Consider the following 26,310-nt stretch of genomic DNA (forward strand, 5'->3'; position numbering starts at 1 on the left):
AGAGAGAGGGCACCATGAAAGCGACCGTCAAACGGACCATGCTCGCCATGGCGATTGCCACTGCCTCGACCGCCGCTGCGGCCAATGGCTGGGACAACCAGAACGCCAACGCGAACATCAACCACAACCACACCGTCAGCGAGACCCGCAACGACACGCACAACCACACCGACAACGACGTGCGCAACCGCACCGTCAACGTCAACGTGCAGAAGCACAGCACCATCCAGGCCGACGAACGCAAGGAGAAGAACAATCACGGCGTGGACGTGAACCTGGAGAAGGACCTGCGCCTGAGCAGCGATGTCAACTTCTCGGGTGATCCCACCATCTCCGGCGACATCGATCTGGACTCTGCAGCCATCGCGGTGATCGACAACCGCCAGTCGATCAGCAACAACGCCACCAGCAACAGCCTGGTCACCAACCGTGCTTCGATCGGTGACAGCGTAGGCGCCGGTGCATCGGGCAACCTCGGCTTCAACGTGGTGTCCGGCGACAACAACGCACAGGACAATGCCGCATCGCTGTCCGCGGCCGACGCCTCCTTCAGCTTCGGCATGGCCGACGCCGAGGTGTTCGTCAACCAGGCCGGGTTCGGTAACGTCACCCAGAACGCGGGCGTCACCAACGCCGCCAGCCTCGGTGGCAATGCCTTCGGCGGCGCATCCGGCAACATCGGGGTGAACATCGCCTCGGGCAACAACAACGAGCAGAAGAACGCGCTCGCCGCCTCGGTGGCCACCACCGCTGTGGCGCAGTCCAGCATCAGCTCCAACCAGGTCTCCACCGGCAACTCGGTCAGCAACGCCGGCTTCGTGCGGTCCTACACCGATACCGTGCAGGTGGGCATGCATGGTGGCGTCAGCGGCCTGACCCTGGCCTATGGCGCCGGCACCTACCGCGGCACCGGCAACGCCTACCAGATGGCCAATTACTACCTGGATACGTGGAACGGCGAACTGCCGCATCCGGGTGGCAACAGCACCGGCCACATCGACCTGGACAGCGGGATCCAGAACGCCACGATGAACCCCAACCGGCCGGGGGTGGGCGGCCTGGGCTTCGATACGCGTGAAAGCGGCACCAGCCAGTTCGTCGAACTGGGCGTGGCCGACCTGTATGCCAGCCTGAGCGGCACGGTCAGCACCACGCGCTGGGTGAACGTGGATGCCACCAATACCTCGGCATTGTCCGGCAGCGCCTTCTCCGGCGCCTCCGGCAACATCGGCGTGAACGTGGCCTCCGGTACCGGCAACCTGCAGGCCAACAGCCTGGCCCTGGCAGTCGCCCAGCCCAGCACCGGCGGCGGTGGTGGCAGCGGCGAGTAAGCGCAACACCCCGGCCGTCCGCCAATGGCCGGGTTCCCGGGAGCCCCTGTTCCTCCTCCCCCTTGGAACAGGGGCTCCCCCCTGCTGCCGGAGACCGTGATGAGCCGTTGCCGTCTTTCGATGCGCCTGCTGTCCTGCCTGCTGGTACTGGTCGCCGCGTCGGCGTGGGCCGGCGAGGTGCGCTTCAGTGGCGTGCTGCCCAATGGCGCGCTGCTGCCGCAGAAGGTGGAAAGCATGCAGGAGCGGCGCTATCGCAACGTGGTGCGCCAGCACACCGATTACAGCTGCGGGGCTGCGGCGTTGGCGACCATCCTGCGCCACGCGTACCACCTGGACACCGACGAGGCGACGGTGATCGAAGGGATGATGGGGGTATCCGACCCGGCGCTGGTCGCCGAGCGCGGCTTCTCGCTGCTCGACATCAAGCGCTACGTGGAATCGCTGGGCATGCGAGGTCGCGGCTATCGCATCGACGAACAGCGCCTGCGCACGCTGCGCGTTCCCGGCCTGGTACTGATGGATGTGCGCGGCTTCCGCCATTTCGTGGTGCTCAAGCAGGTCCACCAGGGCTTCGTTGAAGTGGCCGATCCGATCCTCGGCAACCGCAGCCTGGCCCTGCCTGAGTTCCTGGCGGCGTGGCCGTCACGTGCCGTGTTCGTGGTGATCGGCAGTGATTTCGATCGCAACACGGCCTTGCTGCAACCCAGCGAGAGGCCCAGTGCCCGCGCGCTCTTCGCGCGACAGGGGCCGATCACCGATGCCGAGCTGGTCGACTTCGGCTTCAGCCATGCCGACCTGTTCTGAAGGAGGCTCCGCCATGTTCCGCCGCCCCTTGCTGATGGTCCTGTTGCTTGCCACCCCTTCTCTGCCCGTGCACGCAGCGGACGGCACCCCCGGGCACGGCCTGAAGGAAATTCCGGACTCCGAACTGAACCTGATGCGTGGCCGCTATACGGTGGGCGGCAATACCGTCGCCTGGTTCGGGGTGACCATGGTGTCGCAATGGCAGGCCAGCAACGGCGCGGCCCTGCAGGGCACACTGACGCTGGGCATGGATTTCCGCGGCGGCGGCACGCCGAAATTGAGCTTCCGGCCCAGCGTGCATGTCACCGCCGCCGACGCACCGATGCCGGATATACACGGCCGCAGCATCGACAGCGGCGGCCTGGCCAACGCCAGTGGTCTGGTGCAGAGCGTGCAGGTCGCCGGCGATGGCAACGTGGCACGCAATACCACCACGCTGGTGGTGCGCGACGGCACCGTGCCCGAGGCACAGGCGGATGGCCAGCACTCGGCCAGCGCGCAGCGGGCCGGCGTCAGTGCCAGTGCCGTGCTGGTGGGCAACCAGGCACGCCTGCTGTTGCAGGTGGACGGCCAGGGGCTGGTGCAGCAATGGATACGCAATGGCAGCGTCGGCCAGGGCATTGCCCTGGCCGGTGACGGCCAGGCAGCCAGCAACCAGCTGCGGCTGGAGCTGGTGCGTGGTTCCGCGGGCGGCAACCTGCCGTTGAGCCAGAACGTGGCCCAGGCGATTGCGCTGAACCGCGGCATGGGGCCGGGCCAGTAACACCGGCGCGGCATTTGGGGGACGCGTTCCACAACGCAGGACACGAACATGCATACCCTTCTGAGGATCACCCCGTTGGCGCTGGCGGCGCTGGCGGGCACCGCCCTCGCCGCGCCTCCGACGGCCGACGACAACGCCGATATGCAGGCCTTGGCCAACCAACTGGAACAGTTGAAGAGCAACTACGCACAGGAAGTACGGCGGCTGCGCGAGCTGGACATGCAGGTCCAGGCGATGCAAGCGCGACTGAGTGGGCGCACGGGGGCCACCGGGCCGGCAACGGCGGCGGCAACGGGTACGGCGGTCGAGCCTGGCTCGACGCTTCAGGGAGGGGCGGCCGTGCCGCCCAATGGCGAGGGCTACGCCAGCACGGCGGCCGAGGCACAGCAGGCCAGGCAGGAATCGCGACGCAGCGTGGACGATGTGAAGCAGCAGCAATCGGCCCTGTTCTCGCGCCGCTTCACCATCGAGAACAGCCTCACCTACGCCCGCTACGACCGCAAGCAGCTCACTCTCAACGGTTTTCTTGCACTGGACGCGATCTTCCTTGGCAACATCGCCATCGAGAACGTGGAGTCCGATTCACTCACCTACAACCTGGCGGCACGTTGGGGGGTGAGCCCGAACCTGACCCTGAATCTGGACGTGCCCTACCTTGCGCGACGCACGGTCTACCAGAAGGGCGGTGCCGGCGGTGCCGCAGCGGCGATCGCGCAGGAGGAAACCAATGGCAATGGCCTGGGCGACATCGGCGTGAGTGCGAACTACCGTCTGTTCAGCGAGCGCGGCTGGCGCCCCGAGACGGTGCTGACCGCAGGCGTGACCGCGCCGACCGGGCGCGCGCCCTACGGGCTGGACTGGAAGGTGATCGAGCGCGACAACGACGATTACATCCGCTTCGCCGTGCCGAAAGAGCAGCCCACCGGCAACGGTGTGTGGCAGGCCAATGTCGGCCTGTCGATGGTGAAGACGGCAGACCCGGCGATCCTGTTCGCCAACCTGGGCTACGTGCACTCCTTCCCGCGTGGCTTCAATGACATTGACAGCAACCCCGACACCGTCAATCCCGGCGATGTGAAGCTGGGGGGTTCGGTGTATTTCGGCGCAGGCGTGGCGTTTGCCTTCAACGAACGCACCAGCCTCAGCCTGTCCTTCAGCGACCGCATCAGTGCCCGTGCCTCCACCCGCTTCCAGGGGGGCAGGTGGATGAAGGTAATCGGCAGCGATGCCAATGCGGCGTCCCTGAATCTGGGCGTGACCTACGCGCTGAACCCGCACACCACGCTGGTGACCCTGCTCGGCATCGGACTGACCCCGGATGCGCCGGACTTCACCCTGGCGTTCAAGATTCCGTACATGCTCTAGCCGCCACTGCCCATGGCATGATGGGCGCTCTGCGGCCAGCGGACGTCCATCATGCGCATCGGATTCCTGGGACTTGGAGTGATGGGTACGCCCATGGCGGCCCATCTGGCTCGCGCAGGTTACGAGGTATGCGGCTGGTCGCGCTCCCAGCGCAACAATGCTGCCGCGCGCGCCGCAGGCGTCGACGTCTGCAAGGCAGTGGGCGAGGTATTCGCGGCCTGTGACAGCCTCATCCTGATGCTGGCCAATGACGATGCCATCGACAGCGTGCTCGATCGGCCTGGCGCGGCGTTTGGCGAGCGCGTTGAAGGCCGCCTGCTGATCAACATGGGTACCAGTTCGGCAGCGTACTCGCAGGCGCTGTCCGATGAGATCCGTGCCGCGGGCGGCCGCTACGTGGAGGCGCCGGTCTCCGGCTCACGCGTGCAGGCCGAAGCGGCGCAACTGGTGATCCTGCTTGCGGGTGCCGAGGCCGACCTTGCGGCGGCCGCCCCGCTGGTCACACCCATGGGCCGGCAGACGGTGTGCTGTGGCGCAGTGCCGTCCGCGTTGCGCATGAAGCTGGCGGTGAACCTGTACCTGATCACGCTGGTCACCGGGCTGGCCGAGGCTGTGCATTTCGCCGAAGCGCATGGCATCCCGCTGGACCGCTTCGCGCAGGTGGTCAACGCAGGCCCGATGGCCAGCGATGTCTCGCGCATCAAGCTGGACAAGATGGTTCGCGGGGATTTCGCCGTACAGGCGTCGATCACCGATGTCCACAAGAACAGCGGACTGGTAGCAGCAGCTGCCCGTGAGGTGGGCATGCATGCCCCCTTGATCGACGCCAGCGACGCCCTGTTCGCACAGGCGCTGCAGGCGGGATTGGGCACGCTGGACATGGCGGCCGTGCTGCAGGCCGTACGGGCCGGTCCAGGCGGCATTGGCCGGAGCTGATCCGGATTCATCTTCCGGCACTACTGCCGCCCTCCGCCGCTGCTATATTCAGTCCCGTTCGGCAGGCATGGTGCCTGCCCTCGAATCACAGGGAGTTGGACATGGGTCTGGTACAGGCGGTGAAAGGTGCGGTGGGCGGTGTACTGGCCGACCAGTGGAAGGACTTCTACACCGTGCCGACGGGCCTGCCGTCCACCGCTGCGCTGTTCGCAGCGGTGCCGCGCGGCACCAATGCCGGCCGCGGCTCCAACACCAGCGGTTCGTCCAACATCATCACCAACGGTTCGAAGATCATCGTGCCGGAGGGCTACGGCCTGCTGCTGTTGCAGGACGGCGCGATCACCGCGTTCGTCGCCGAGCCGGGCGGCTACGAATGGCGCTCGGATGATCTGAACTCGCAGTCGATCTTCGCCGGTGACGGCCTGGTCAGCACCTTCATCAAGCAGAGCTGGGAGCGCTTCAAGTTCGGCGGCCAGCCGGGCTCGCAGCAGGCGGCGTATTTCGTGTCGCTGAAGGAACTGCCGGACAACCGCTTCGGCACCCAGTCGGAAATCTACTGGGACGACGGCTTCCTCAACACCCAGGTCGGTGCGATCACGCGTGGCTCGTACACGCTGAAGATCGTCGACCCGATCCTGTTCGTGAAGAACTTCGTGCCGGCCAGCTACCTGCAGCCGGGCCAGGTGTTCGACTTCACCGACCTGGACAATGCCGCCGCCAGCCAGCTGTTCAATGAAGTGGTCGGCTCGCTGGCCCCCGCCTTCAGCCTGTACACGAACGACCCGGGCAAGGGCAACCGCATCACCAAGCTGCAGCAGGATTCGCTGGGCTTCGCGCAGAGCCTGTCGACGGCAGTTGAGCAGGGCTACCAGTGGAAGTCCGACCGTGGCCTGGCCATCGTCAAGACCGCCATCGTTTCGATCGAATACGACGCCAACACCCGCGAACTGCTGAAGACCGTGCAGCGCGCCGACGCGCTGGCCGGTTCGCGCGGCAATTCCAACCTGCAGGCCAGCGTCGCCCAGGGCATCCAGTCGGCCGGCGAGAACGGCGGTGCAGCGGGCCTGGTCGGTGTCGGCATGGCCTCGGGCATGTTCGGTGTCGGTGGCATGCAGCAGCCGGTCGCCCCGGCGGCGGACGACCCGGTGGCCAAGCTGAAGAAGGCCAAGGAAATGCTGGACCTGGGCCTGATCACCCAGGGCGACTATGACGCCCTGAAAGCCAAGGCATTGGGCCTGTAACCGCAGGACGCACAACGAACATGTCCGATCCCCGAAACGGCCCACCGCCGCTGCCCGGATCCGCGCCCACGACGCCGCCGCCCTTGCCGGCGGCGTCGCTGGATGGCCCGGGTTCGCCGCAGGACGTCCCTCCCCTGCCCGGCAGTTTCCCGCTGGACACGTCGAAACTGCCGCAGGCGATCCGCGATGAAGTGGAAGCGCCCGACCCGGTTGCCATCGATACCTCGGCCAGCGAGCTGAAGGACGGTCTCAACCGCTGCCCCAAGTGCGGGGCCACCGACATCCGGCCGAAAGCCGGCACCGATATCCTGGTCTGCCTGTACTGCCGTCACGAATGGCACGGCGCGCGGGTCGAGGAGGAGTTCGGGCTGGGCGAGGCGATCGACCAGCTGCGCGGTACGATCATCGCCTCGGGTGCGCGTGACATCGATACTGACACCTCGGCACTGATGACCTTCAAATGCACCGGCTGCGGTGCCGAGGTCACGGTCAATACCGAAAGCACCATGACGGCACGCTGCCACTGGTGCCGGCACGTATTCGGCGTCAACGAGCAGATCGCCAATGGCGCAGTGCCCGATGCGGTGCTGCCGTTCCATATCAGGAAAGACGATGCGGTCGCGCGCATCCGCCAGTTCGTCGACAAGCGCCGCATGTTCGCGCTGAAGGCCTTCAAGGACCAGTTCACCCCGGAAAACGTGGTGGGCGTATTCCTGCCCTACATGATCGTCGACAGCAATGTCAGTGCGGCGTTGGCCGGAAAGGGCGAGATCAAGACACGCGAATACACGGTGGGCAGCGAGAAGAACAAGCGCACCCTGTACGATGCCGATGTCTATCAGGTCGAGCGCCAGGTCGACTTCACCGTTGATGACCTGCCACTGGAATCTTCGGCCGAGCGCGGGAATCTCGATACGCGCGCCAACACCAACAACATCATCAACACCATCCTGCCGTTCGATACCAAGAACGCGGTGAAGTGGAACGCCTCGTACCTGGCCGGCTTCACGTCCGAGAAACGCAACCTGGACGTGGAGAAGCTGCGACCGCGACTGGAAGACCAGTTGCTGTCGATCGCCCGCTCCCAGGTGGAAGGTTCGGTGCGGCGCTACAACCGTGGCGTGCGCTGGGAACAGGAACAGCTGGAGGTGCATGGCACCCGCTGGGTGTCGATGTACCTGCCGGTGTGGCTGTACTCCTACCACCAGCCCGGGAAGAACGGTGGCATGCTGCACTACATCGCAGTGAACGGCCGTACCGGCGAAACCATGGGCAGTGTGCCCGTGCAGCAATGGAAGATGCTGCTGGCGGCACTGGCCACCGGCACCGTCATTGAAGCCCTCGCAATAGCCTTCCTGGTGGCATCGACATGAGCGACGACAGTGGCCTCTGGCTGTTGGCGGCAGGTCCGGCCGGCGCGACTGCGCTGTACTGGGCGCTGTACCGCTATTACCGCAACACGGACAAATCGCATTCCTTCGAGCACGAGACCGAGATCGAGGCCAAGCCGGTCACCGGCTCGGACCAGCAGGTGGGACGTGTTACCGGCACCGAGGAGAAGCGAATCCGCGGTGACAACGTGTACGAGTACCGGAAACGGGTGGTAAGGGTGAAGCCGGAAGGATAGAGCAAGGCCATGCCTGGCTGCGGGTGGTACCGGGCGCTGGCCGGCATTCCTTCTCCCGGCGTCAACGAGCAGCCGGCCAATGGCCAACAGTAGCCGCCAGCGGCCAGCGCATACTCTTGGCTGGCCTGCCCCACGGCGCACCCTCACACCGTCTCCCACCCCACCGGTTCGATACTCGCGGGATCCACTCTTCCGAGGATCCCGCGATGGCTGCCCTGCTTGCCCGTAGCTGCCTGTCGGCGCTGTGCTTCCTGGCCCTGCCTGCCCTTGCGCAGCCCCCCTCGCTTGGCTTCGGCGAACAGGCCACCCGCACCGACCAGACCACGCAATCCAGCACCACCCAGACCCAGAGCAGCAGCGCGGTGACCACCCAGGTCACCACCAGCGGCAGCTCGCAGTCCGAATCACGCACCGAGAGCAACGAGATCGGCGTGGACTTCGGCTTGCACGACAACAACGATGACTGGCACCACGACCGCCAGCGCGGCGGCCGCGATGTGCGCGACAGCGATCTGTTCGGCAGCTGGACGCTGGGCCAGGAGAACGGCAACACCTGCACCATCGAGCTGAAGAACATGGCGTGGTTCGGCGGCTACAGCGCCTATGTGCCAGCCGGCTGCCCGGAGGGCTTCTTCTCGGCCAACCGCTGGGTACTGTCGGGCAACCAACTGCTGCTGACCGATACCAGCAATACGGTCTTCGGGCGCTTCCACGCGTCGGGAGGCGGGCGTTGGACGGGGTACCGTGAACCGGATGGGGCGCGTTTGTATCTCAATCCCGAGGGGCGCTGATCGCACCGTGCACACAGTAGGCACGCGCTGATCGGGAAGATCGGGCATCCGCCTCGCGCCGCCGCCGACATGTCCGCTCCCACCGGTTCCCGTCTGGTCATCTACGCCACCCTCGCCGGCAACCTGGCCATTGCCATCGCCAAGTTCATCGCCGCCGGCATCTCCGGCAGCTCGGCCATGCTCAGCGAGGGCGTGCATTCGCTGGTCGACACATTGAATGAACTTCTGCTGCTGTACGGGCTGCGCCGCGCCGGCAAGGCGCCGGATTCCCTGCATCCATTCGGCTATGGCCGCGAGTTGTACTTCTGGAGCTTGATCGTCGCCCTGCTGGTGTTCGCTGCTGGTGCCGGCGTTTCGGCCTACGAGGGCTTCCAGCACATCCGCCGGCCGGAGCCGGCCACAAACCACGCGTTGAGCTACAGCGTGCTGGGCATTTCCATCCTGTTCGAGGGGGCGTCATGGTGGGTCGCGCTGCGGGAGTTCCGGCGTACCAAGGGCAGACTGGGCTACTTCGAAGCCTTCCGTCGGAGCAAGGACCCGTCCACCTTCACCGTGCTGCTGGAGGATAGCGCGGCCCTGCTGGGCTTGGGTTTCGCACTGATCGGGCTCGTGGCCGCACAGCTGCTGGACATGCCGGTGCTTGATGGCGTTGCGTCGCTCTGCATCGCCGGCGTGCTGGCCGCGACTGCCTTCCTTCTGGCCCGTGAGACCAAGGGACTGCTGGTCGGAGAGCCTGCCCATCCGGCGGTGGCTGTGCGCATCATGGCAGTGGCCGAAACCGATCCGGACCTGCGCCGGGCCAATGGCGTGACCACCATGCAGATGGGCCCGGAACAGGTCGTCGCCATGCTCAGCGCGGAATTCGAGGATGACCGGCGCACGCCGCAGATCGAAGCCTGCATCACCCGCATCGAAACGGCGGTGAAGCGCGAGTATCCGGAACTGGTGGCACTGTTCATCAAGCCGCAGACGCCGGAGGTGTATGCCGCCCGGCGCGCTGCATTGGCCGCACCGCCTGCGCCGGAATGACGCGGCGTCTGCGCTCGTTTCACCTGATCGATGCCACAGTGCCACGGTCTTTCACCCGAGCCTGCCACCACCGTGCCGGACTGGTTGCCCGCCTCCCTGAAGATCCTGCCGCGCAGCTTCTACCGGCGTCCATCGACCGACGTTGCGCCGGAGCTGCTCAACAAGCTGCTGGTGCGCGACGATGGTCGCGCTGGCCGCATCGTCGAGGTTGAAGCCTATGCCGGCAGCGACGATCCCGCCGCGCACTCCTATCGCGGGCCAACGCCGCGCACGGCCAGCATGTTCGGTGAGGCCGGCCACCTGTATGTCTACTTCACCTACGGCATGCACTGGGGCAGCAACGTGGTCTGCGGAGAGGTCGGTGAAGGCGTGGCGGTGCTGCTGCGGGCCGTCGAGCCGCTGGCGGGCCTGGAGCGCATGCAGAGGCTGCGTCCCGCCGCGCGCCGCGACCACGATCTGGCCAGCGGCCCCGGCAAGCTCTCGCAGGCCTTCGGGCTGGACCGCAGCTTCGACGGCGCCGATCTGGTGACAGGCAACCATGGCATCGTGATCACCAGCGATGGCACCCCGCCTCCGTCCGACCCGGAGGTTGGTCCACGGATCGGAATCACGCGCGCCGTCGATTTCCCTTGGCGATGGCACGTCCGTGACCACCGTCACGTATCGGTGCGGCGACGTCGCATCTCCGCCGCCGAAAGGAAACGATGATGACACCTCTCGACAAGCCGTTGCGACGCGAACTGGAGATCGATGGCCAGCCCTACACCCTGACTGTAGACCCAGACGGCCTGAAGCTGGTGGAGAAGGGGCGACGCAAGGGCATTACGTTGCGCTGGCAGGATCTGGTGTCGGGAGACGCGGCGCTGGCAACCGCATTGCAGGCGTCGCTGCGCGAGCACTGAACTGGCGCGGCCACCTCACATCGGCATCACCCAGCCATGGAGATACATAACGCCGTGCGCGCTAGCGTAGCCCCAGACAGCCGCCGCAAGCGCCCTCGCCACTTAGCCCTGAAAAGCGCCATGGACGAAGCCGAACGACTGCTCGAAATCGAACGACTGCACCTGTTGGATACGCCGCCGGAGCCGGTGTTCGATGCCATCGCCGCCGCCGCCCGCGCCGCAACCGGCATGACCATGGGCCTGATCAGCGTGGTGGCCGAGGACCGCCAGTGGTTCAAGGCCAACATCGGCCTTGAGGGCGTCAGCGAAACGGCCCGCGAAATTTCCTTCTGCAGCCATGCCATACGCCAGGACGAGCTGTTCGAGATACCCGATGCGCGCCAAGACCCACGCTTCTCCACCAATCCGCTGGTGACGGGTGGGCCGCGCATCCGCCACTACGCTGGCATCCCCCTGGGCTCGGCGCACGGCGCACGTATCGGCACGCTGTGCCTGCTCGATCCGATGCCCGGCGTGCTGTCTCCGTCCCAGCGCGAGCTGATGGTGCACCTTGCCCGGGTCACCACCCAGGTGCTGGAGCAGCGCAGCACGCTGATGGCGCAAGTGGGTCAGGCCAAGGCGCTGCATCGTGAGCTGAAACGCAGCGAGGACTTCCTGGAGCGCACCAACCGTGCTGCCCGGGTGGGCGGCTGGGAGATGGACCTGGTGACCAACGTAGTGCGCTGGACCCGCGAAACCAAGCAGTTGCACGGCGTGCGCAGCAACTTTGAACCGACGCTCGACACCGCGCTGTCGTTCTATCGCGAGGACAGCCGCAACATCATCCGGGCAGCAGTGCAGCGTTGCATCGACGAAGGCACGTCCTGGGAGGTGCAGCTGCCAATGACCACCGCCGACGGGCGCGCGATCTGGACCCGGGTGGTCGGCAGCCGGCAACAGATCGACGGGCATCCGCGCCTGGTCGGGGCGATCCAGGACATCACGGACGAGCGAGCCGCGCTCGACGCGCTGGAAGCGAGCGAAACCCGCTACCGGCGACTGTTCCACTACAGCCTGGGCCTGATCTGCACCCACACGCTGGACGGGACATTGACCTCGGTGAATCCGGCGGCCGTGCAATCGCTGGGTTTCGAGGAAAGCCAGATGATCGGGCGCAGCCTGTGTGACCTGATGCCGCCGGGAAAACGCGATGGCTTCAAGGCCTACCTCGCTCGGATCCAGGCAAACCACACCGACGCTGGCGTGATCGAGCTGATCGCCGCGGACGGAACGCGCCACTACTGGGCGTATCACAACGTGCTCGACAACGAAGCCAGCCCGCCTTACGTGCTGGGACATGCTCAGGACGTCACCGCGCTGCGGATGCAGGAGCAGCTGCTGCGCGAAATGTCCTTCAAGGATCCGCTCACGCAGTGCTACAACCGGCGTTACCTGCACCGGCTGGATGAACTGATTGACGAGCGCTGGGCCTGCGTGATGTTCGATCTGGACCATTTCAAGCACATCAACGACACCCAGGGCCACAGGCGTGGCGACGCCGTCCTGGTCGACTTCGCCACGTTCCTGCGCTCACCGCTGGGCAAGGAGGAGACGGTGGTGCGACTGGGCGGCGACGAATTCATGGTGGTACTGGTCGCGCCTGCGGACGGCCGGCTGAGCGAACTGGAGCATTGGTACCAGGACCACGCCGCGCTCTCGCCCAGCGCGTTCTCGATGGGTGCGGCCATCAATACGCCCGGCGAGCCGGTGGCCGACACCATCCAGAAAGCGGACAGCCGCCTGTACCGTACCCGCGCACGGGTACGCCGCGAGCGACGCGAAGACCCAGCCGCGCGTTGATCACGCCCTTACCGTCACCCACGCCGGCGCGTGGTCGCTGGCCTTTGCCTGCAGGCGTACCCAGCGGTCGACGCCAGCGTCCTTCAGTCGCTCCGCCAGTACGGGGTTCAACAGCAGATGATCGATGCGCAACCCACGGTCGCGCTCGGCATGCTGGCGGAAATAATCCCAGAAGGTGTAGATCGTGGCGTTGCCGTGCACCTTTCGCAACGCATCGGTCCAGCCCTGCGCCAGCAGCCGTTCAAAGGCCTCGCGCACCTCTGGCTGGAACAGCGCGTCGCGGCGCCAGGCCTTGGGGTCGTAGACGTCGGCTTCGGTGGGAATCACGTTGAAATCACCCAGCAGCAGCGCCGGATGCGGCAACTCGACCAGGCTGCGCGCATGCCGGATCAGGCGCGCCATCCAGCGCAGCTTGTAGTCGAACTTGGGCCCGGGCTGCGGGTTGCCGTTGGGCAGATAGAGGGCACCCACGATCACCCCGTGCACCGCCGCCTCCAGGTAGCGGCTCTGCGTGTCGCTGGGCTCGCCGGGCAATCGGCGGCGGCTCTCGACCGGCATGGCCCCCCGTGCCAGCAGCGCCACGCCGTTCCAGCGCCCCTCACCTTGCCAGAGCGCACCGTACCCAGCCTCCTCCAATGACGCAGCCGGAAACGCGGCGTCGGTCGCTTTCAGTTCCTGCAGGGCAACCACGTCCGGCGATTCCCTGTGCAGCCAGTCCAGCAGCTGTGGCAGGCGCGTGCCGATGCCGTTGACGTTGAACGTGGCAATGCGAAGCGTCTTGCGACGGGCCATGCAGGAAGCCTCCTCGGCGCCGGGAATGAGCATTCACTGTGCGCGTCCGCGCATGCAGAGTCCGTGGATGCCATGTCACGGCAGGGTGCCATCCGTTTCACGAACCGATGCCACGCGCGACAGCAGGCTGGTCATCCTTGGACAGTGACGGAGAAGCCCCATGGCGGTGCGTCCGCTGCGCGCCATCTACCAGATCGACCCCTACCTGTTCCGCGACAGCGACGCGCACGGATGCTGCGTGACCGGCAGATGCCCACCGTGGTGGGCGCAGTTGCGCTCGGCCCTACAGGAAATCGGACATGCGTTGCAGCTCATCGTCCAGCGCGCCACGAAACACCTTGTCACGGACCAGTGACTTGCCGGCGTAGCCGACGTTCGATGCCAGTGCGCCGTCGCGCACGCTGAGATTGGCCCAGCCCACCACCTGATCGTGCCACAGCATCGGCAGCGCATAGTAGCCATACTGGCGCTTGGGCGCAGGCGTGTAGGCCTCGAACTTGTACACCCAGCCCCACAGCAGCTCGAAGCGGCGGCGGTCCCACACCACCGGGTCGAACGGGGCCAGCAGGCGCACCTGTTCGTCCGGTGCATAGCGGCGCGAACGCGGATTCTCATCCGCCGGCCAGTACCAGGTAGTCCCCTCCAGCGTGGAACTGGCCAGCTGCTGCTTTGCCAGCGCCGATGCCTTGCGGGTCTGCCCGGCCAAGTGGGGGGCGCCATAGCCCAGCAGGCGCACCAGATAGGTCAGGCTGGCCGACGGCAATGGCGCGTACTTGCGCACCACCAGATCAATCAGGGCGGCCGCGCGTTCGACCTGCGACTGCTCACTGGCATCCGCCTCGGCATGCTCGGCCACGGCGTAGATACGGGTGCCGTTGTCACGTCGCGCCACGCGCAGCAGGCCACGGTAGTGCATGCCATCCAGCAGATGCGTGCTGGCATTGCTGGTGCCACCCCAGTAATTGGTCACCCGGCCATGCGCGAACGCCTGGTCAACCTCGCGCGGGTGAACGCTGCCGCGCTCGCGCACGAACGCCAGCACCTCTGCCGCGCGGCGATGGGTCTCCACGTCCCACTCACGCTTGGACACGCGCGGGTGCATCAGCGCCAGATGCTCGCGCGGCAGGAAACCGTAGTTCACCAGGCAGTCCTCTTCCACCGGCAAGCGCGCATAGCGACGTTCAAGATCACCTGCGCGGAAGTCCTTCACCCGGTGCCGCAGGGTCAGGTCCTGCGCGCGAGCCGGTGCCCGGATCGGATCGGCCTGCACGAAGCCCAGCCGACGGATCGCGGTCAGCAGCGTGGTCGGCTTGAACAGGGTGCGCGCCACCGCGTAGCGGCGCATGTCATCAAGGGTGGGCGTGGCAGGCATGGCCGCATTGTAGAGTCGAGCCATGCTCGACTGCATTCATCGGGAAGAGCCGTCGAGCGTGGCTCGACCCTGGAGGGCTTCGTCTGCCTCCACCATCTGCAACGAGCCGATCACCAGCGCCCGCATGCCCTGCTTGAACTCGGTGATCACCTGTCCTTCCTCATCGTCCGCAATCGCATAGATCGTATCGGCGCCGGCGATGCAATAGAACGCGATCGTGGCCAGCAGCCAGCGCGCCTTGTCCACCGGCAGGCCGAACACATCAGCCACGTGTGCCTGGTGCGAGGCGATCTTTTCCAGCATCGGCGCGGTCGCCACCGTGCGCCGCAACAGGTACGGTGGCAGCCCGGGATGTGCCTTCACCACCTCGCACAGTGACTCCACGAACCGCATCAGGTAGGCCTCCAGCCCACCCGGTGCGTCGACCGACGCGCGCGGAATCTGCCAGCGCTGGAACACCGCCTCGGCCACCAGGCGTTTCAACGCCTCCAGGTTGGCCACGCGCTTGTACAGCGCCGCCTGGGTCACCGCCAGTTCGGCGGCCACGTTGGCCATGGTCAGGTTGGGCAGGCCCAGGCGGATGCCGATGTCGGCCAGGCGCTCCGGGGTGATGGTGGGTGGGCGGCCACGGGTCGGCGCCGTTGGATCGGGGTGCGTGCTCATACCCTGCTGAGGGTGCCAGCAAAGGGACCCTCTTGTCCGCTTCGATTGATTTAGTTTAATTTACTCAACTAATTCGGAATGCGTCCAGCACGCTGCCCGTAGTCGAGCCCATGGCTCACCTTCCGCCAGGTCCCCACCCAGCCAACAACCTTGCGCTGCGCCCTCTCCCCGTGCTTGCCGTCGGCAGCGCGCCAGGCGCGCTCGCGCCTGCGATTCACAGGAATCTGGCATGACCGTGTACAACTTCTCTTCTCTGCAGCATCGCGCTGCCGCCGCATCTTCCGGCCTGATGCATCCACCAGGCATCGCCCGGCGCTACCGGATGTCGGCCCTCGCGCTAGGGCTGCTGGCCTCGTTTGCCGCGCTGGCCGACTCCGCGCCGTCCACCCTGCCCTCGGTGCAGGTGCAGGAACAGCGCCGGGTCACTGCAGACTATGCGGGCGGGCAAGTGGCCGCTGGCAGCCGCGTCGGCCTGCTCGGCGACAAGGACTTCATGGACACGCCGTTCAATACGGTCAGCTACACCGAGTCCTTCATCCGCGACCGCCAGGCCAAGGACCTCACCGACGTCATCGCCGCCACCGACCCCACGGTGTTCAGCAACGGCGTCACCGGTTCGTGGAGCGAGAACTACGCGATCCGAGGCTTTGCCTCCAACACCAGCGATACCACCTTCAATGGCCTCAGCGGCATGGCGCCGTACTACCGCACTTCGCCGGAAATGTTCGAACGCATCGAGGTGCTGAAAGGCCCCTCCGCGCTGCTCAACGGCATGCCGCCGGGCGGCTCGGTCGGTGGCAGCGTCAACCTGGTCCCCAAGCGTGCCGGCGATCAACCGCTGCTGCGGGTCAGTGCCAACTTCGCCTCCGATGCGCAGTTTGGCGCCCATGTGGATGCGGGGCGTCGCCTGGGCGCGGACAAGCAGTTCGGCATCCGCTTCAACGGCGCGTACCGTGATGGTGATGGCGCGGTCGGCAAGCAGAGCAAGAAGGTGCAGCTCGGCGCACTGGCAGTGGACTGGCGCGGCGAACGTGCGCGGCTGTCGGCCGATCTGTACAGCGCCGATGACCGCGTGGACGGCCCGGCACGCGGCGTCGGTCTGGCACCGGGCGTGGCCATTCCGCGGCCGCCGCGTGGCGATACGCTGATCAACCCGGACTGGGCCTACGTGGACAGCCAGGACAAGGGCGCGATGCTGCGGGGCGAGCTGGACATCAATGACACCCTGATGGCCTACCTGGCCTACGGCATCAGCAAGACCGACTACCGCTACAATGGTTCGATCAGCGCTCAGATCCTCAATCCAGCCGCCGACTTCACCACAGTGATCGGCCAGCTCGCCTTCGATATCAGGAAGCAGTCCGCAGATGCCGGCCTGCGCGGCTCGTTCCACACCGGCAGCGTCAGCCATCAGTGGGCCGCCAACGTGACCCACTACCAGCACACCCAGAACGATTACGGCCGCCGCAGCGTGCCGGGCTGGGACTGGACCACCAATCTGTACAACCCGGCATGGGGCCCGGCGGCACCGTTCGTAGCGCCGCACATCTCGCACACCGAGCTGCGGCTGGACAGCCTCGGTTTCGCCGACACCCTCGCCTTCGCCGATGACCGCGTGCTGCTGACGCTGGGCGTGCGCCGCCAGCAGGTGGTCAGTGAGACCTTCAATGTCGCCAGCGGTGCGCGCACCTCGCGCTACGACGAGAGCGCCAACACGCCGGCAGCTGCGCTGCTGGTGAAGGCCACCGGAAGGGTCTCCATCTACACCAACTACATCGAAGGCCTCAGCCAGGGCGCCACCGCGCCGATGACCGCTGCCAATGCCGGTGATGTGTTCGCACCGTTCCGCACCAGGCAGAAGGAGCTGGGCCTGAAGCTGGACCTCGGCAGCTTCGCGCACACATTCAGTGTGTATGAAATCAAGCGACCGAGCAGCTATACCGACCCGGTCACGAATATCTTCTCGTTCGGTGGCGAGCAACGAAATCGCGGCGTGGAATTGGGCTTCTTCGGCACGCCACTGGATGGCGTGCGCCTGCTCGGTGGCGTGGCCTACGTGCAGCCGAAACTGACCCGCACGGCCGGTGGCGTGAATGAGGGACGCATCGCCACCGCCGTAGCGCAACGGCAGGCCAAGCTGGGGGTGGAATGGGATGTACCGACCTTGCAGGGCCTGACCTTGACCGGCAATGCCACGGCGATGTCGAAGCAGTACATCAGTGCCGACAATAGCCTGTCGGTGCCGGGCCGCACTTTGTTCGATGTCGGGGCGCGCTACAGCACCACCGTGGCGGGTCGACCGCTTGCGCTGAGAGCCAGTGTGAACAACGTGACCAACAAGGCGTATTGGGGCATGCCGTTGTTGTCGAGCCTGGCGCTGGGTGCACCGAGGACGGTGCTGGTGTCGGCGACGATGGACTTCTGAGGCAGGCGCCTCCACGCCAGACATGCATCACCTGTGGAGTCGAGCCATGCTCGGCTCGCTTTGCCGGTCACGCATGGCGTGGATTTCCCAGAACGTGTAGAGCCGAGCCATGCTCGGCTCCGGTTCGCCCGCTGAGTCGGGCATGGCTCGACTCTACACACGCCGATGGCGGCATGCTTCACCCCCACCTGCGACGCGCATTCCTTGACCGCATCCGGCATTCAAGACACTCGACATGCCAGTTCCGACATTACACAAGCAGATGGGCAACCAACGCCAGCACCGCCAGATGCCCCACGTAATACCCGTAGAACGCCCACCGCCAGCGCGGCAGCTGCCACGGCACCCGCGCCGCCAGCAGCACTACCGGAATGGCCAGCAGTGCCCAGCCGTTGTGGTTGGCCCAGCACACCGCTGCAAGCGCAACCAGCAACAGCCACCACGCCCGGTGCCGGAACGCGATCCAGGCCAGCAGCACGCTGCCAACCCCGGCCCACTGATAGTCCACGAACATCGGCAGCACGCCGGCAGCCAGCAACAGCTGCACCGGCCGATTGTTCGCCAGCGCATGTACGGCTACTGCTGCAAATGTAAAGGTGAGCAGGATGTTGAGCGGCAGCCAGGAACCAAACGCGAATGCGTGCAATGGCTGTGCGATCAGCCCCCACAGCGCGAGCCGGCGCATCGACTTGCGCAGGTCGGCCCCGGGCTGGGCGAGATTGCAGGCCATCACCAGCGCGAACAGCGGGAAGGCGATGCGCCCCAGTTCGCTGACCACCGGCACGTAGCCGCCGAAGACCACCTTGGCCACGTGGTCACCCGTCATGGCCAGCAGTGCGATCCACTTCAGCAGCTCGCGCGCGCCGCTGCGGAGGGTGAAGTTGAAGGTTGACGTCCCGGTCGTGGTCGCTTGCATCGCGGAAGCTTATGCGCATCGGCCAGCCCATTTCCAGCGCCGCGCAGGAGCACGACGCTGCAGGCAGCAGGCGGCGGCGCTATGCTGGCCGCCCCTGCTTGTGAGACGTCCGCCGTGCGAACCCTATACCCCGCCATCGAGCCGTACCGCGAGTTCACCCTGAAGGTGAGCGATCTGCACACGCTGCACATCGAAGAGTGCGGCACGCCAGAGGGCATTCCGGTGGTGTACCTGCACGGCGGCCCGGGTGCTGGCATCTCGCCCACCCACCGCCGCTTCTTCGATCCGGCGCGGTACCGCATCGTGCTGATCGACCAGCGCGGCAGCGGCCGCTCCACACCGTTCGGCGAACTGCGCGACAACACCATGCAGGATCTGGTGGCCGATATCGAGAAGGTGCGTTAGCACCTGGGCATCGAGCGTTGGCTGGTCTACGGCGGCTCATGGGGTTCGACGTTGTCGCTGGCCTATGCGCAAGCGCATCCCGAACGCGCCACCGGCCTGATCGTGCGTGGCGTGTTCCTCGGCCGCGAGATCGAGAACCGCTGGTTCGCCGAGGCCAACGGCGGTGCGCGCTGGATCTTCCCGGAACGCTGGGAACGCTATGAGGCCTACATACCGGAAGCCGAGCGTGGCGACATGATCGCGGCCTACTGGACGCGCATGGATGGCCCGGATGAAGCGACCCGCATCGAAGCCGCGCAGGCTTGGCTGGGCTGGGAAGACAACGCCGCCACCCTGCAGCACGACGTGGATGCGCAATCCACCGACGACCCGCTGGATACATTGGCAAGGGCCCGCATTGAAGCGCATTACTTCCGCAACAGCATCTTCCTGGAGCCGGACCAGCTGCTGCGCGATATCGATCGCATCCGACACCTGCCCTGCGTGATCGTGCAGGGGCGCTACGACATCATCTGCCCGCCGCGCAGTGCGTGGGATCTGGCCAAGGCCTGGCCGGAAGCCCGGCTGGAGATGGTGACCTCCGGCCACAGCGCGAACGAGCCGGCCACGGTGGATGCGCTGGTGCGGGCGACGGACGCCTTTGCCGACCGTTTCTGAGCAGATGGTGGTGACGGCCGCTGGCCGGCATCCCACCGTTCGAGGGTAGCGTCGACTCCGCGCAATCGCTGCTGTGCGGCCAGGTGAATGGCGACCCACCGGCAACGGTCCACGGCCCCATTCTTCGCAGCCCGCTTACAGCTCCGCGCAGAAGATCCGGCGGTGACCACCGCACCGGTGGTTCGCCCTTTCCCCAGGAGCACGCCATGACCGGTTATCGCTGCCTTCCCATCGCTCTCTCGCTATCTGCGGGCCTGCTGCTGGGCGCCTGTTCCAATCCGCAGGAGGCCAGCAAGGCCACCGCCGCCGAGGACGTGACAGAAGTAAGGCTCATCCCTGCCTACGAATCGCTGGACAAGGACAAGGACGGCATCGTCACGCTGGCCGAGGTGGATGCCGTGGCACCAGACTGGGCCGAACGACTGCACGCCTGCGACACCGACCGCAACAAGACGCTGAGCCGCGGCGAGTACGACGTATGCAAGCAGACCAGCGCTTCGCATTGATCCATCATTGAGCCCTCGACTGGCGCTGCGCATGCCGGCTATACCAAGGTATAGCCGGGCTAACCCACGAGCCTCTAGGCCCGTCCCATTCAGGGGCGGACAATAGCGCCACTGGCCAGGGCAATCCTGGCCGGCCCCCTCCCCTCATGGAGACGCAGATGGACCCCGACCCTGCCGGGCGCACCGCGCCCCGGATGACCGCTTGTTGCCTGTTCCTGGCGCCTGCCCGCCGGCCCCCGCCTGCCTGAGTGACGGGGGGCCGCCAGGCGCCGTTTGCCTGGAGAGCACCCCCATGTCCTACAAGATCCTCTACATCACCCTGCGCCGCCTGATCGGCGAGCGCGATGTTGCCGCGCTGCGCAGCCAGCTGCTGCAGCACGGCCCCGTGATGTTTGCCCGTTCGCTGTCACTCGGTTCGCCACGCGTGGTGGCCGACGCCTTGTCGCTGCTGCCGATCAGCGAGCGCATCACCGTGCTGCGTCATCTGCCCTATCCGCTGCGTGATGCGATGAAGCCGCTGTGCATCGGCGGCAGCCAGCGCCTGCACATGCAGCCGTGGTCGCCGGCGGTGCTGGCGATGCGCCACGCCTGATCGGTTGCATCCGTTCCGTTCGTGTTCCGGCCCCGGCCGGCTCTGACATTCGAGGAGAGTCCCATGAGCCTGCTCAACGCCTGGTTCAATGCCTTCCTGCGCAGCCGTCGCGCAGGCAACCTGTTCCGCCGCCGCGCGATGCCCGAGGCCGGCTTCGGCCCGGGCAGTGCCGAAGCGGCGCCGTTCGCACTCACCACCGGCCTGGTCACCCTCGCCCAGCAGGGCGAAACCGAGCTGCTGGCCACGCTGGAATCGCATGCCGATGGTCTCAGCCCGCATGAGGCCGAGGAGCGCCTGGCCGCGCTCGGTCCCAACGAGGTGGATCACGAAAAGCCGCTGCCGTGGTGGCGGCACCTTTGGCAGTGCTACCGCAATCCGTTCAACCTGCTGCTGACCGTGCTTGCCGCGGTGTCCTGGCTGACCGAGGACATCAAGGCGACGATCGTGATCGGTGCGATGGTGCTGCTGTCCACGCTGATCCGCTTCGTGCAGGAGGGCCGCTCCAACCGCGCTGCCGAACGCTTGAAGGCATTGGTGGGCAACACCGCGCGCGTACTGCGGCGCAATCCCGGTACCGAAGCCGCCGATGTGGCCGACCAGTACTTCGGCGCGCACCTGCACAGCCGTCGTCCGGCGCGTCTGCTGGACCTGCCGATCCGCGAGCTGGTGCCCGGCGACCATATCGTGCTGTCAGCCGGCGACATGATTCCGGCCGATTGCCGCGTGCTGACCGCCAAGGACCTGTTCGTGGCGCAGGCGGCGATGACCGGTGAGTCGCTGCCGGTGGAGAAGTTCGCGCACCCCGGCGACGGACTGGCCGGCCTGCTGGAACAGCACAACCTGCTGTTCATGGGTACCAATGTGGTGTCCGGCACGGCCACGGCCATCGTGCTGGCCACCGGCAACCGCAGCTACTTCGGTACGTTGGCGCAGCGCAGCACCGCCACCGACCGCGCGCCGACCGCTTTCCAGGCGGGGGTCAACAGTGTCAGCTGGCTGCTGATCCGCTTTGCGCTGGTGATGGTGCCGTTCGTGCTGCTGATCAACGGCTGGACCAAGGGCGACTGGACCGAGGCGTTCCTGTTCGCGCTGTCGGTGGCGGTGGGCCTGACCCCGGAAATGCTGCCGATGATTGTCACCTCCACCCTGGCCAAGGGCGCGGTGCTGCTGTCGCGGCGCAAGGTGATCGTCAAGCGCCTGGACGCGATCCAGAACTTCGGCGCGATGGAAGTGCTGTGCACCGACAAGACCGGCACCCTCACCCAGGACAAGATCGCGCTGGAGCGGCATACCGATGTGTTCGGGCACGATTCGGAGAACGTACTGAAGTTTGCCTACCTCAACAGCCACTTCCAGACCGGCCTGATCAACCTGCTAGACCGCGCGGTGCTCGAGCACGTCGAGCTTCAGAGCTCGCTGCGGCTTTCGCAGGACTACCACAAGGTGGACGAGATTCCGTTCGACTTCGAGCGCCGCCGCATGTCGGTGGTGGTGTCCGAGCGCGAGGATCACCATGAACTGATCTGCAAGGGTGCGGTCGAGGAGATGCTGGCGGTATGCAGCACGGTGCGCGAGGACGGCCAGGACATGCCGCTGGACGAACATCGCCTGGCCCGCGTGCGGCAGACCACCGAAGAGCTCAACGAACAGGGTCTGCGCGTGGTGGCAGTGGCGATGAAGGAGACCGCCGCCAGCCAGACCACCTATTCGCAGGCCGACGAATGTAGCCTGACCCTGGTCGGCTACGTGGCCTTCCTGGACCCGCCGAAGGAATCGGCGGCACAGGCGCTGCAGGCGCTGGCCGCGCATGGCGTGGAGGTGAAGGTGTTCACCGGTGACAACGAGCTGGTCACCGCCCGCGTCTGCGCCCAGGTCGGACTGGACGCGGACACGATCCTGACCGGGCCGCAGATCGAGCGCATGGATGACGGCGCGCTGTCGCGTGCCCTGCACCACCACCGTGTGTTCGCCCGCCTGACCCCGCTGCACAAGGAGCGCCTTGTGCGCGAGCTGCGTGCGCAGGGCAAGGTGGTGGGTTTCCTCGGCGATGGCATCAACGACGCCCCGGCGCTGCGTGCGGCGGACATCGGCATCAGCGTGGACAGCGCGGTGGACATCGCCAAGGAGGCCGCCGACATCATCCTGCTGGAAAAGAACCTGATAGTGCTGGAAGAAGGTGTCATCCAGGGCCGGCGCACGTTCAACAACATGCTGAAGTACATCCGCATGACCGCCAGTTCCAACTTCGGCAATGTGTTCTCGGTGCTGGTGGCCTCGGCCTTCCTGCCGTTCCTGCCGATGCTGCCGCTGCAGCTGCTGGTGCAGAACCTGCTGTACGACATCTCGCAGATCGCCATTCCCTTCGACAACGTGGACGAGGAGCTGGTGCGCAAGCCACTGAAGTGGAACCCGGCGGACATCGGCCGCTTCATGGTGTTCTTCGGACCGATCAGCTCGATCTTCGACCTGACCTGCTTCGCGCTGATGTGGTACGTGTTCGATGCGCGCACCGCCGCCGATCAGAGTCTGTTCCAGTCCGGCTGGTTCGTGGTCGGCCTGCTGACCCAGACCCTGATCGTGCACATGATCCGTACGCCGAAAGTACCGTTCCTGCAGAGCATCGCTGCACCGCCGCTGCTGCTGATGACCGGCCTGATCATGGCCATCGGCGTGGCCCTGCCGATGAGCCCGCTGGCCGGCTACTTCAAGCTGCAGGCGCTGCCGGCCGGCTACTGGCCGTTCCTCGTGGCGATCCTGTTCGGCTATGCGGTGCTGACCACCGCGCTGAAGCGCTTCTATATCCGTCGCTACGGCTGGCAGTAACGGCCTGCCGCCTTGTCCAGGGAGAACACAATGGACATCAATCCAAACCTGCCAGCGTTCAATGCTGGCGCGACCCTCAGCTCGCTGATCAGCCTGTCGGTGGCCTTCGTGCTGGGTACGATCATCGGTCTGGAGCGGCAGTTGCGCCAGCGCACTGCCGGCCTGCGCACCAACACGCTGGTGGCGGTGGGCGCGGCGGTGTTCGTCGACCTCGCCGTGCGCTTCCATGACCTGTACGGTGGGCCGCCATCGCCACTGCATGTGGTGGCCTATGTTATCTCCGGCGTCGGCTTCCTGGGTGCCGGCGCGATCATGAAGGAGGGCGCGCAGGTGTCCGGCCTGAACACCGCCGCCACGCTGTGGGGGTCGGCGGCGGTGGGCGCATGCGCAGGCATCAAGCTGCTGCCGGAAGCGGTGCTGGCTGCGGTCTTCGTGCTGGCCGCCAACACCCTGCTGCGGCCAGTGGTGAACCGCATCCAGCGGCGACCGCTGCCGGAAGCGTTCAGTGAAGCGACGTATGCGATCAACGTGGTCTGCCTGCGTGAACAACAGGCCGAGGTACTGGACCAGCTGTTGCTGCTGCTGGAACAGGCACAATACCCGGTCCGCGCGGTGGACCAGCGGCCATTCGGCGAGCATGACGTGGAGATCGAAGCGGTGCTGTATGCCACCACGGTCGATGCCGGCGAGCTGGACGCAGTACTGGCGACGCTGTCGACCACGCCGGGGGTACTGCAAGGGTTCTGGAACGCCAGCCTGGAAGAGTAGTGCCGGCCGCGAGTCGGCAACGACCGGACAACGCTTTGCTATCCTTTCCCCCCACGCCAGGGAGCCGTCCCGATGCCATCGCTGTCGCCCCGCCGCCCACTGGTGCTGCTGGCCCTGATCGTCGTGATGGCGACGATCTTCCTGATCGACACCGTCACCGATTACGCGGTCGCCGCGGCCTGTTTCTACGCGGCAGTCATTCTCGCTGCGTCGCGCGTGCTCGGCGCGCGCGGGCTGATCACGCTGGCCATCGCCTGCATCGCCCTGACCGGGCTGAGCTTCTTCCTGACCCGCTTCGGCACCTACCGCATCGGTCTGGTCAATTCGGTGATCGGCATGCTGGTGATCGGCATCACCACCTACCTTGCCCTGAACATGGAAGCGGCCAAGGCCGCTGTCCAGGAAGCACAGGGTCGCCTGCTGCGGGTGGCCCGCGCTTCCACCGTCGGCGAGCTGACCACGTCCATCGCGCATGAAGTAAACCAGCCGCTGGCGGCCATCGCCAGCAGCGCCGAAGCCTGCCAGCGCTGGCTGGCACAGGACCCACCGAACGTGGACAAGGCACGGCAGACAGTGGCCCGCATCCTGGCCGATGCGCACCGTGCGGGTGACGTGATTGCCCGCATCCGTGGCCTGACCCAGGGTGCCGCGCCCGAGCGGCGTGCCTTTGATCTGAACCAGGCGGTGGAGGAAATGCTGGCACTGTCGCGCAGCGAACTGGACCGCCACGGCGTGACCGTGGCGCTGCTGCTGGATGCCGACCTGCCACCGGTGCAGGCCGACCGCGTACAGGTGCAGCAGGTGATCGGCAACCTCATCCTCAATGCGGTGGATGCCATGGAAGCCGTGCCCACCGCCGACCGTCGCCTGTCACTGCTGACCCGGCGTGACGGTTCGCGGGTCAGCCTAAGCGTGCGTGACCGTGGCGTCGGCCTGCCCACCGATCATCCCGAGCGTGTATTCGATGCGTTCTGGACCACCAAGTCGCACGGGCTGGGTCTTGGGCTCAGCCTGAGCCGTTCGATGATCGAAGCCAATGACGGCCAGATCCGCGCCGAACGCCCGGCGGGCGGTGGCGCCTGCTTCGTCTTCGACCTGCCCATTGCCACGGATCCCGACCATGCGTAAGCCAACCGCCGCTGCAGCCGAGCCAGCCCCCATCGTCTACGTGGTCGACGATGATCCGTCGGTGCGCGCCGCACTGGAAGATCTACTGGCCTCGATGGGCCTGCAGGTGCGAGCGTTCGCCTCCACCCAGGCGTTCCTGGATCATGACCTGGAAGACGCACCGGCCTGCCTGGTGCTGGACGTACGCATGCCTGGCCAGAGCGGTCTGGAGTTCCAGCGCAGCATGGGCAGCCTCGGCCTGCAGCTGCCGGTGGTGTTCATCACCGGCCATGGCGACATCGCCATGGGCGTCAGCGCAATCAAGGACGGGGCCATCGAGTTCCTGACCAAACCCTTCCGCGACCAGGAACTGCTTGATGCAATCCACAGGGGCATCGGGCTCGACCGCCAGCGCCGCCGCGAGGGCGACGTGCTGGGCGCGCTGCAGCAGCGCTGGGAGTCACTGAACGCCGGCGAGCGCGAGGTGGTCGACGGCGTGGTTCGCGGCCGCCTCAACAAGCAGATCGCAGGCGACCTGGGGGTCAGCGAGATCACGGTGAAGGTGCGGCGCGCACAGGTGATGCGCAAGATGGGGGCGCGCACCCTCGTGGATCTGGTGCGCATGTACGACCGTCTGCAGGCGGGTACTGCGTAAA

23 protein-coding genes and 2 pseudogenes are annotated in these 26,310 nt (G+C 66.2%); 21 read left to right on the forward strand and 4 right to left on the reverse strand.

Features of this window, described 5'->3' with window-relative positions:
- Nucleotides 1-14: 14 nt before the first annotated feature.
- The 13 genes and pseudogenes from AC5P8Z_RS13580 (at nt 15) to AC5P8Z_RS13640 (ending at nt 12,628) form a co-directional block, all read left to right on the forward strand.
- A complete protein-coding gene (locus AC5P8Z_RS13580; protein WP_286068451.1) occupies nt 15-1,331 on the forward strand; it encodes a FapB/FapC family functional amyloid domain-containing protein in 1,317 nt (438 codons plus the stop codon).
- Between the two features lie 99 nt (nt 1,332-1,430).
- On the forward strand, nt 1,431-2,135 hold the full coding sequence (locus tag AC5P8Z_RS13585; protein WP_495229278.1) for a C39 family peptidase: 705 nt from the start codon (nt 1,431-1,433) through the stop codon (nt 2,133-2,135).
- 13 nt (nt 2,136-2,148) lie between these two features.
- Entirely contained in the window at nt 2,149-2,898 is a 750-nt protein-coding gene (locus AC5P8Z_RS13590) for a hypothetical protein (RefSeq protein ID WP_495229279.1), read from the forward strand.
- Nucleotides 2,899-2,946: 48 nt separating this feature from the next.
- Entirely contained in the window at nt 2,947-4,263 is a 1,317-nt protein-coding gene (locus AC5P8Z_RS13595) for a transporter (protein WP_495229280.1), read from the forward strand.
- Nucleotides 4,264-4,308: 45 nt separating this feature from the next.
- Nucleotides 4,309-5,199, forward strand: a pseudogene (locus tag AC5P8Z_RS13600) (NAD(P)-dependent oxidoreductase); the annotation flags it as partial.
- A 101-nt stretch (nt 5,200-5,300) separates the two neighbouring features.
- Nucleotides 5,301-6,440 (forward strand): SPFH domain-containing protein, encoded by a 1,140-nt coding sequence (locus AC5P8Z_RS13605; protein WP_295568957.1) that lies wholly within the window; start codon nt 5,301-5,303, stop codon nt 6,438-6,440.
- A 20-nt stretch (nt 6,441-6,460) separates the two neighbouring features.
- Nucleotides 6,461-7,813 carry a TFIIB-type zinc ribbon-containing protein gene (locus AC5P8Z_RS13610; protein ID WP_295568955.1) on the forward strand — a complete coding sequence of 451 codons (1,353 nt, stop codon included), beginning with the start codon at nt 6,461-6,463 and terminating at the stop codon, nt 7,811-7,813.
- Complete coding sequence (locus AC5P8Z_RS13615; protein ID WP_286068458.1) at nt 7,810-8,067, forward strand: hypothetical protein; 258 nt, start codon at nt 7,810-7,812, stop codon at nt 8,065-8,067. The genes AC5P8Z_RS13610 and AC5P8Z_RS13615 overlap by 4 nt, the downstream gene beginning before the upstream one ends.
- 206 nt (nt 8,068-8,273) lie before the next feature.
- Nucleotides 8,274-8,858, forward strand: coding sequence for an AprI/Inh family metalloprotease inhibitor (locus AC5P8Z_RS13620; RefSeq protein ID WP_295568954.1), 585 nt, complete (start codon nt 8,274-8,276; stop codon nt 8,856-8,858).
- A gap of 69 nt (nt 8,859-8,927) precedes the next feature.
- Nucleotides 8,928-9,887 (forward strand): cation diffusion facilitator family transporter, encoded by a 960-nt coding sequence (locus AC5P8Z_RS13625; protein WP_495229281.1) that lies wholly within the window; start codon nt 8,928-8,930, stop codon nt 9,885-9,887.
- A 72-nt stretch (nt 9,888-9,959) separates the two neighbouring features.
- Nucleotides 9,960-10,595, forward strand: coding sequence for a DNA-3-methyladenine glycosylase (locus tag AC5P8Z_RS13630; RefSeq protein WP_286072034.1), 636 nt, complete (start codon nt 9,960-9,962; stop codon nt 10,593-10,595).
- A complete protein-coding gene (locus tag AC5P8Z_RS13635; protein ID WP_286068462.1) occupies nt 10,595-10,789 on the forward strand; it encodes a hypothetical protein in 195 nt (64 codons plus the stop codon). Before AC5P8Z_RS13630 ends, AC5P8Z_RS13635 begins: the two co-directional genes overlap by 1 nt.
- A gap of 120 nt (nt 10,790-10,909) precedes the next feature.
- The gene (locus AC5P8Z_RS13640; RefSeq protein WP_343229539.1) at nt 10,910-12,628 is read left to right on the forward strand and encodes a sensor domain-containing diguanylate cyclase; all 1,719 of its coding nucleotides are present in this window, start codon (nt 10,910-10,912) and stop codon (nt 12,626-12,628) included.
- On the opposite strand, the gene AC5P8Z_RS13645 is transcribed toward AC5P8Z_RS13640, so the two are convergent.
- The 3 genes from AC5P8Z_RS13645 to AC5P8Z_RS13655 all read right to left on the reverse strand — a co-directional run bounded on the left by AC5P8Z_RS13645 (nt 12,629) and on the right by AC5P8Z_RS13655 (nt 15,455).
- The gene (locus AC5P8Z_RS13645; protein WP_495229282.1) at nt 12,629-13,420 is read right to left on the reverse strand and encodes an exodeoxyribonuclease III; all 792 of its coding nucleotides are present in this window, start codon (nt 13,418-13,420) and stop codon (nt 12,629-12,631) included.
- Between the two features lie 283 nt (nt 13,421-13,703).
- A complete protein-coding gene (locus AC5P8Z_RS13650) occupies nt 13,704-14,816 on the reverse strand; it encodes a DNA glycosylase AlkZ-like family protein (RefSeq protein WP_495229283.1) in 1,113 nt (370 codons plus the stop codon).
- Between the two features lie 12 nt (nt 14,817-14,828).
- Nucleotides 14,829-15,455 carry a TetR/AcrR family transcriptional regulator gene (locus tag AC5P8Z_RS13655; RefSeq protein WP_495229284.1) on the reverse strand — a complete coding sequence of 209 codons (627 nt, stop codon included), beginning with the start codon at nt 15,453-15,455 and terminating at the stop codon, nt 14,829-14,831.
- 229 nt (nt 15,456-15,684) lie between these two features.
- On the opposite strand from AC5P8Z_RS13655, the gene AC5P8Z_RS13660 reads away from it, so the two are divergent.
- The gene (locus AC5P8Z_RS13660; protein ID WP_495229285.1) at nt 15,685-17,880 is read left to right on the forward strand and encodes a TonB-dependent receptor; all 2,196 of its coding nucleotides are present in this window, start codon (nt 15,685-15,687) and stop codon (nt 17,878-17,880) included.
- A gap of 250 nt (nt 17,881-18,130) precedes the next feature.
- Here the strand turns inward: AC5P8Z_RS13660 and AC5P8Z_RS13665 are convergent, their stop codons facing one another.
- Entirely contained in the window at nt 18,131-18,796 is a 666-nt protein-coding gene (locus AC5P8Z_RS13665; protein ID WP_049455156.1) for a TraX family protein, read from the reverse strand.
- Nucleotides 18,797-18,910: 114 nt separating this feature from the next.
- On the opposite strand from AC5P8Z_RS13665, the pseudogene pip reads away from it, so the two are divergent.
- The 7 genes and pseudogenes from pip to AC5P8Z_RS13700 all read left to right on the forward strand — a co-directional run bounded on the left by pip (nt 18,911) and on the right by AC5P8Z_RS13700 (nt 26,309).
- A pseudogene (pip, locus tag AC5P8Z_RS13670) lies at nt 18,911-19,858 on the forward strand (prolyl aminopeptidase).
- Between the two features lie 206 nt (nt 19,859-20,064).
- The gene (locus tag AC5P8Z_RS13675) at nt 20,065-20,364 is read left to right on the forward strand and encodes an EF-hand domain-containing protein (protein WP_019337231.1); all 300 of its coding nucleotides are present in this window, start codon (nt 20,065-20,067) and stop codon (nt 20,362-20,364) included.
- 292 nt (nt 20,365-20,656) lie between these two features.
- Nucleotides 20,657-20,956, forward strand: a complete 300-nt coding sequence (locus AC5P8Z_RS13680) for a hypothetical protein (protein WP_005413574.1) — start codon at nt 20,657-20,659, stop codon at nt 20,954-20,956.
- A 63-nt stretch (nt 20,957-21,019) separates the two neighbouring features.
- Entirely contained in the window at nt 21,020-23,779 is a 2,760-nt protein-coding gene (gene mgtA, locus AC5P8Z_RS13685) for a magnesium-translocating P-type ATPase (RefSeq protein ID WP_495229286.1), read from the forward strand.
- A 30-nt stretch (nt 23,780-23,809) separates the two neighbouring features.
- Nucleotides 23,810-24,547 (forward strand): MgtC/SapB family protein, encoded by a 738-nt coding sequence (locus tag AC5P8Z_RS13690; protein WP_286068477.1) that lies wholly within the window; start codon nt 23,810-23,812, stop codon nt 24,545-24,547.
- Nucleotides 24,548-24,619: 72 nt separating this feature from the next.
- Nucleotides 24,620-25,675: a sensor histidine kinase gene (locus tag AC5P8Z_RS13695; RefSeq protein WP_295568946.1), complete on the forward strand. Its 1,056-nt coding sequence runs from the start codon at nt 24,620-24,622 to the stop codon at nt 25,673-25,675.
- Complete coding sequence (locus tag AC5P8Z_RS13700) at nt 25,668-26,309, forward strand: response regulator transcription factor (protein ID WP_495229287.1); 642 nt, start codon at nt 25,668-25,670, stop codon at nt 26,307-26,309. Before AC5P8Z_RS13695 ends, AC5P8Z_RS13700 begins: the two co-directional genes overlap by 8 nt.
- Nucleotide 26,310 lies beyond the last annotated feature (1 nt).

This window comes from Stenotrophomonas sp. YJH_SMC_17 (genome assembly GCF_059371655.1).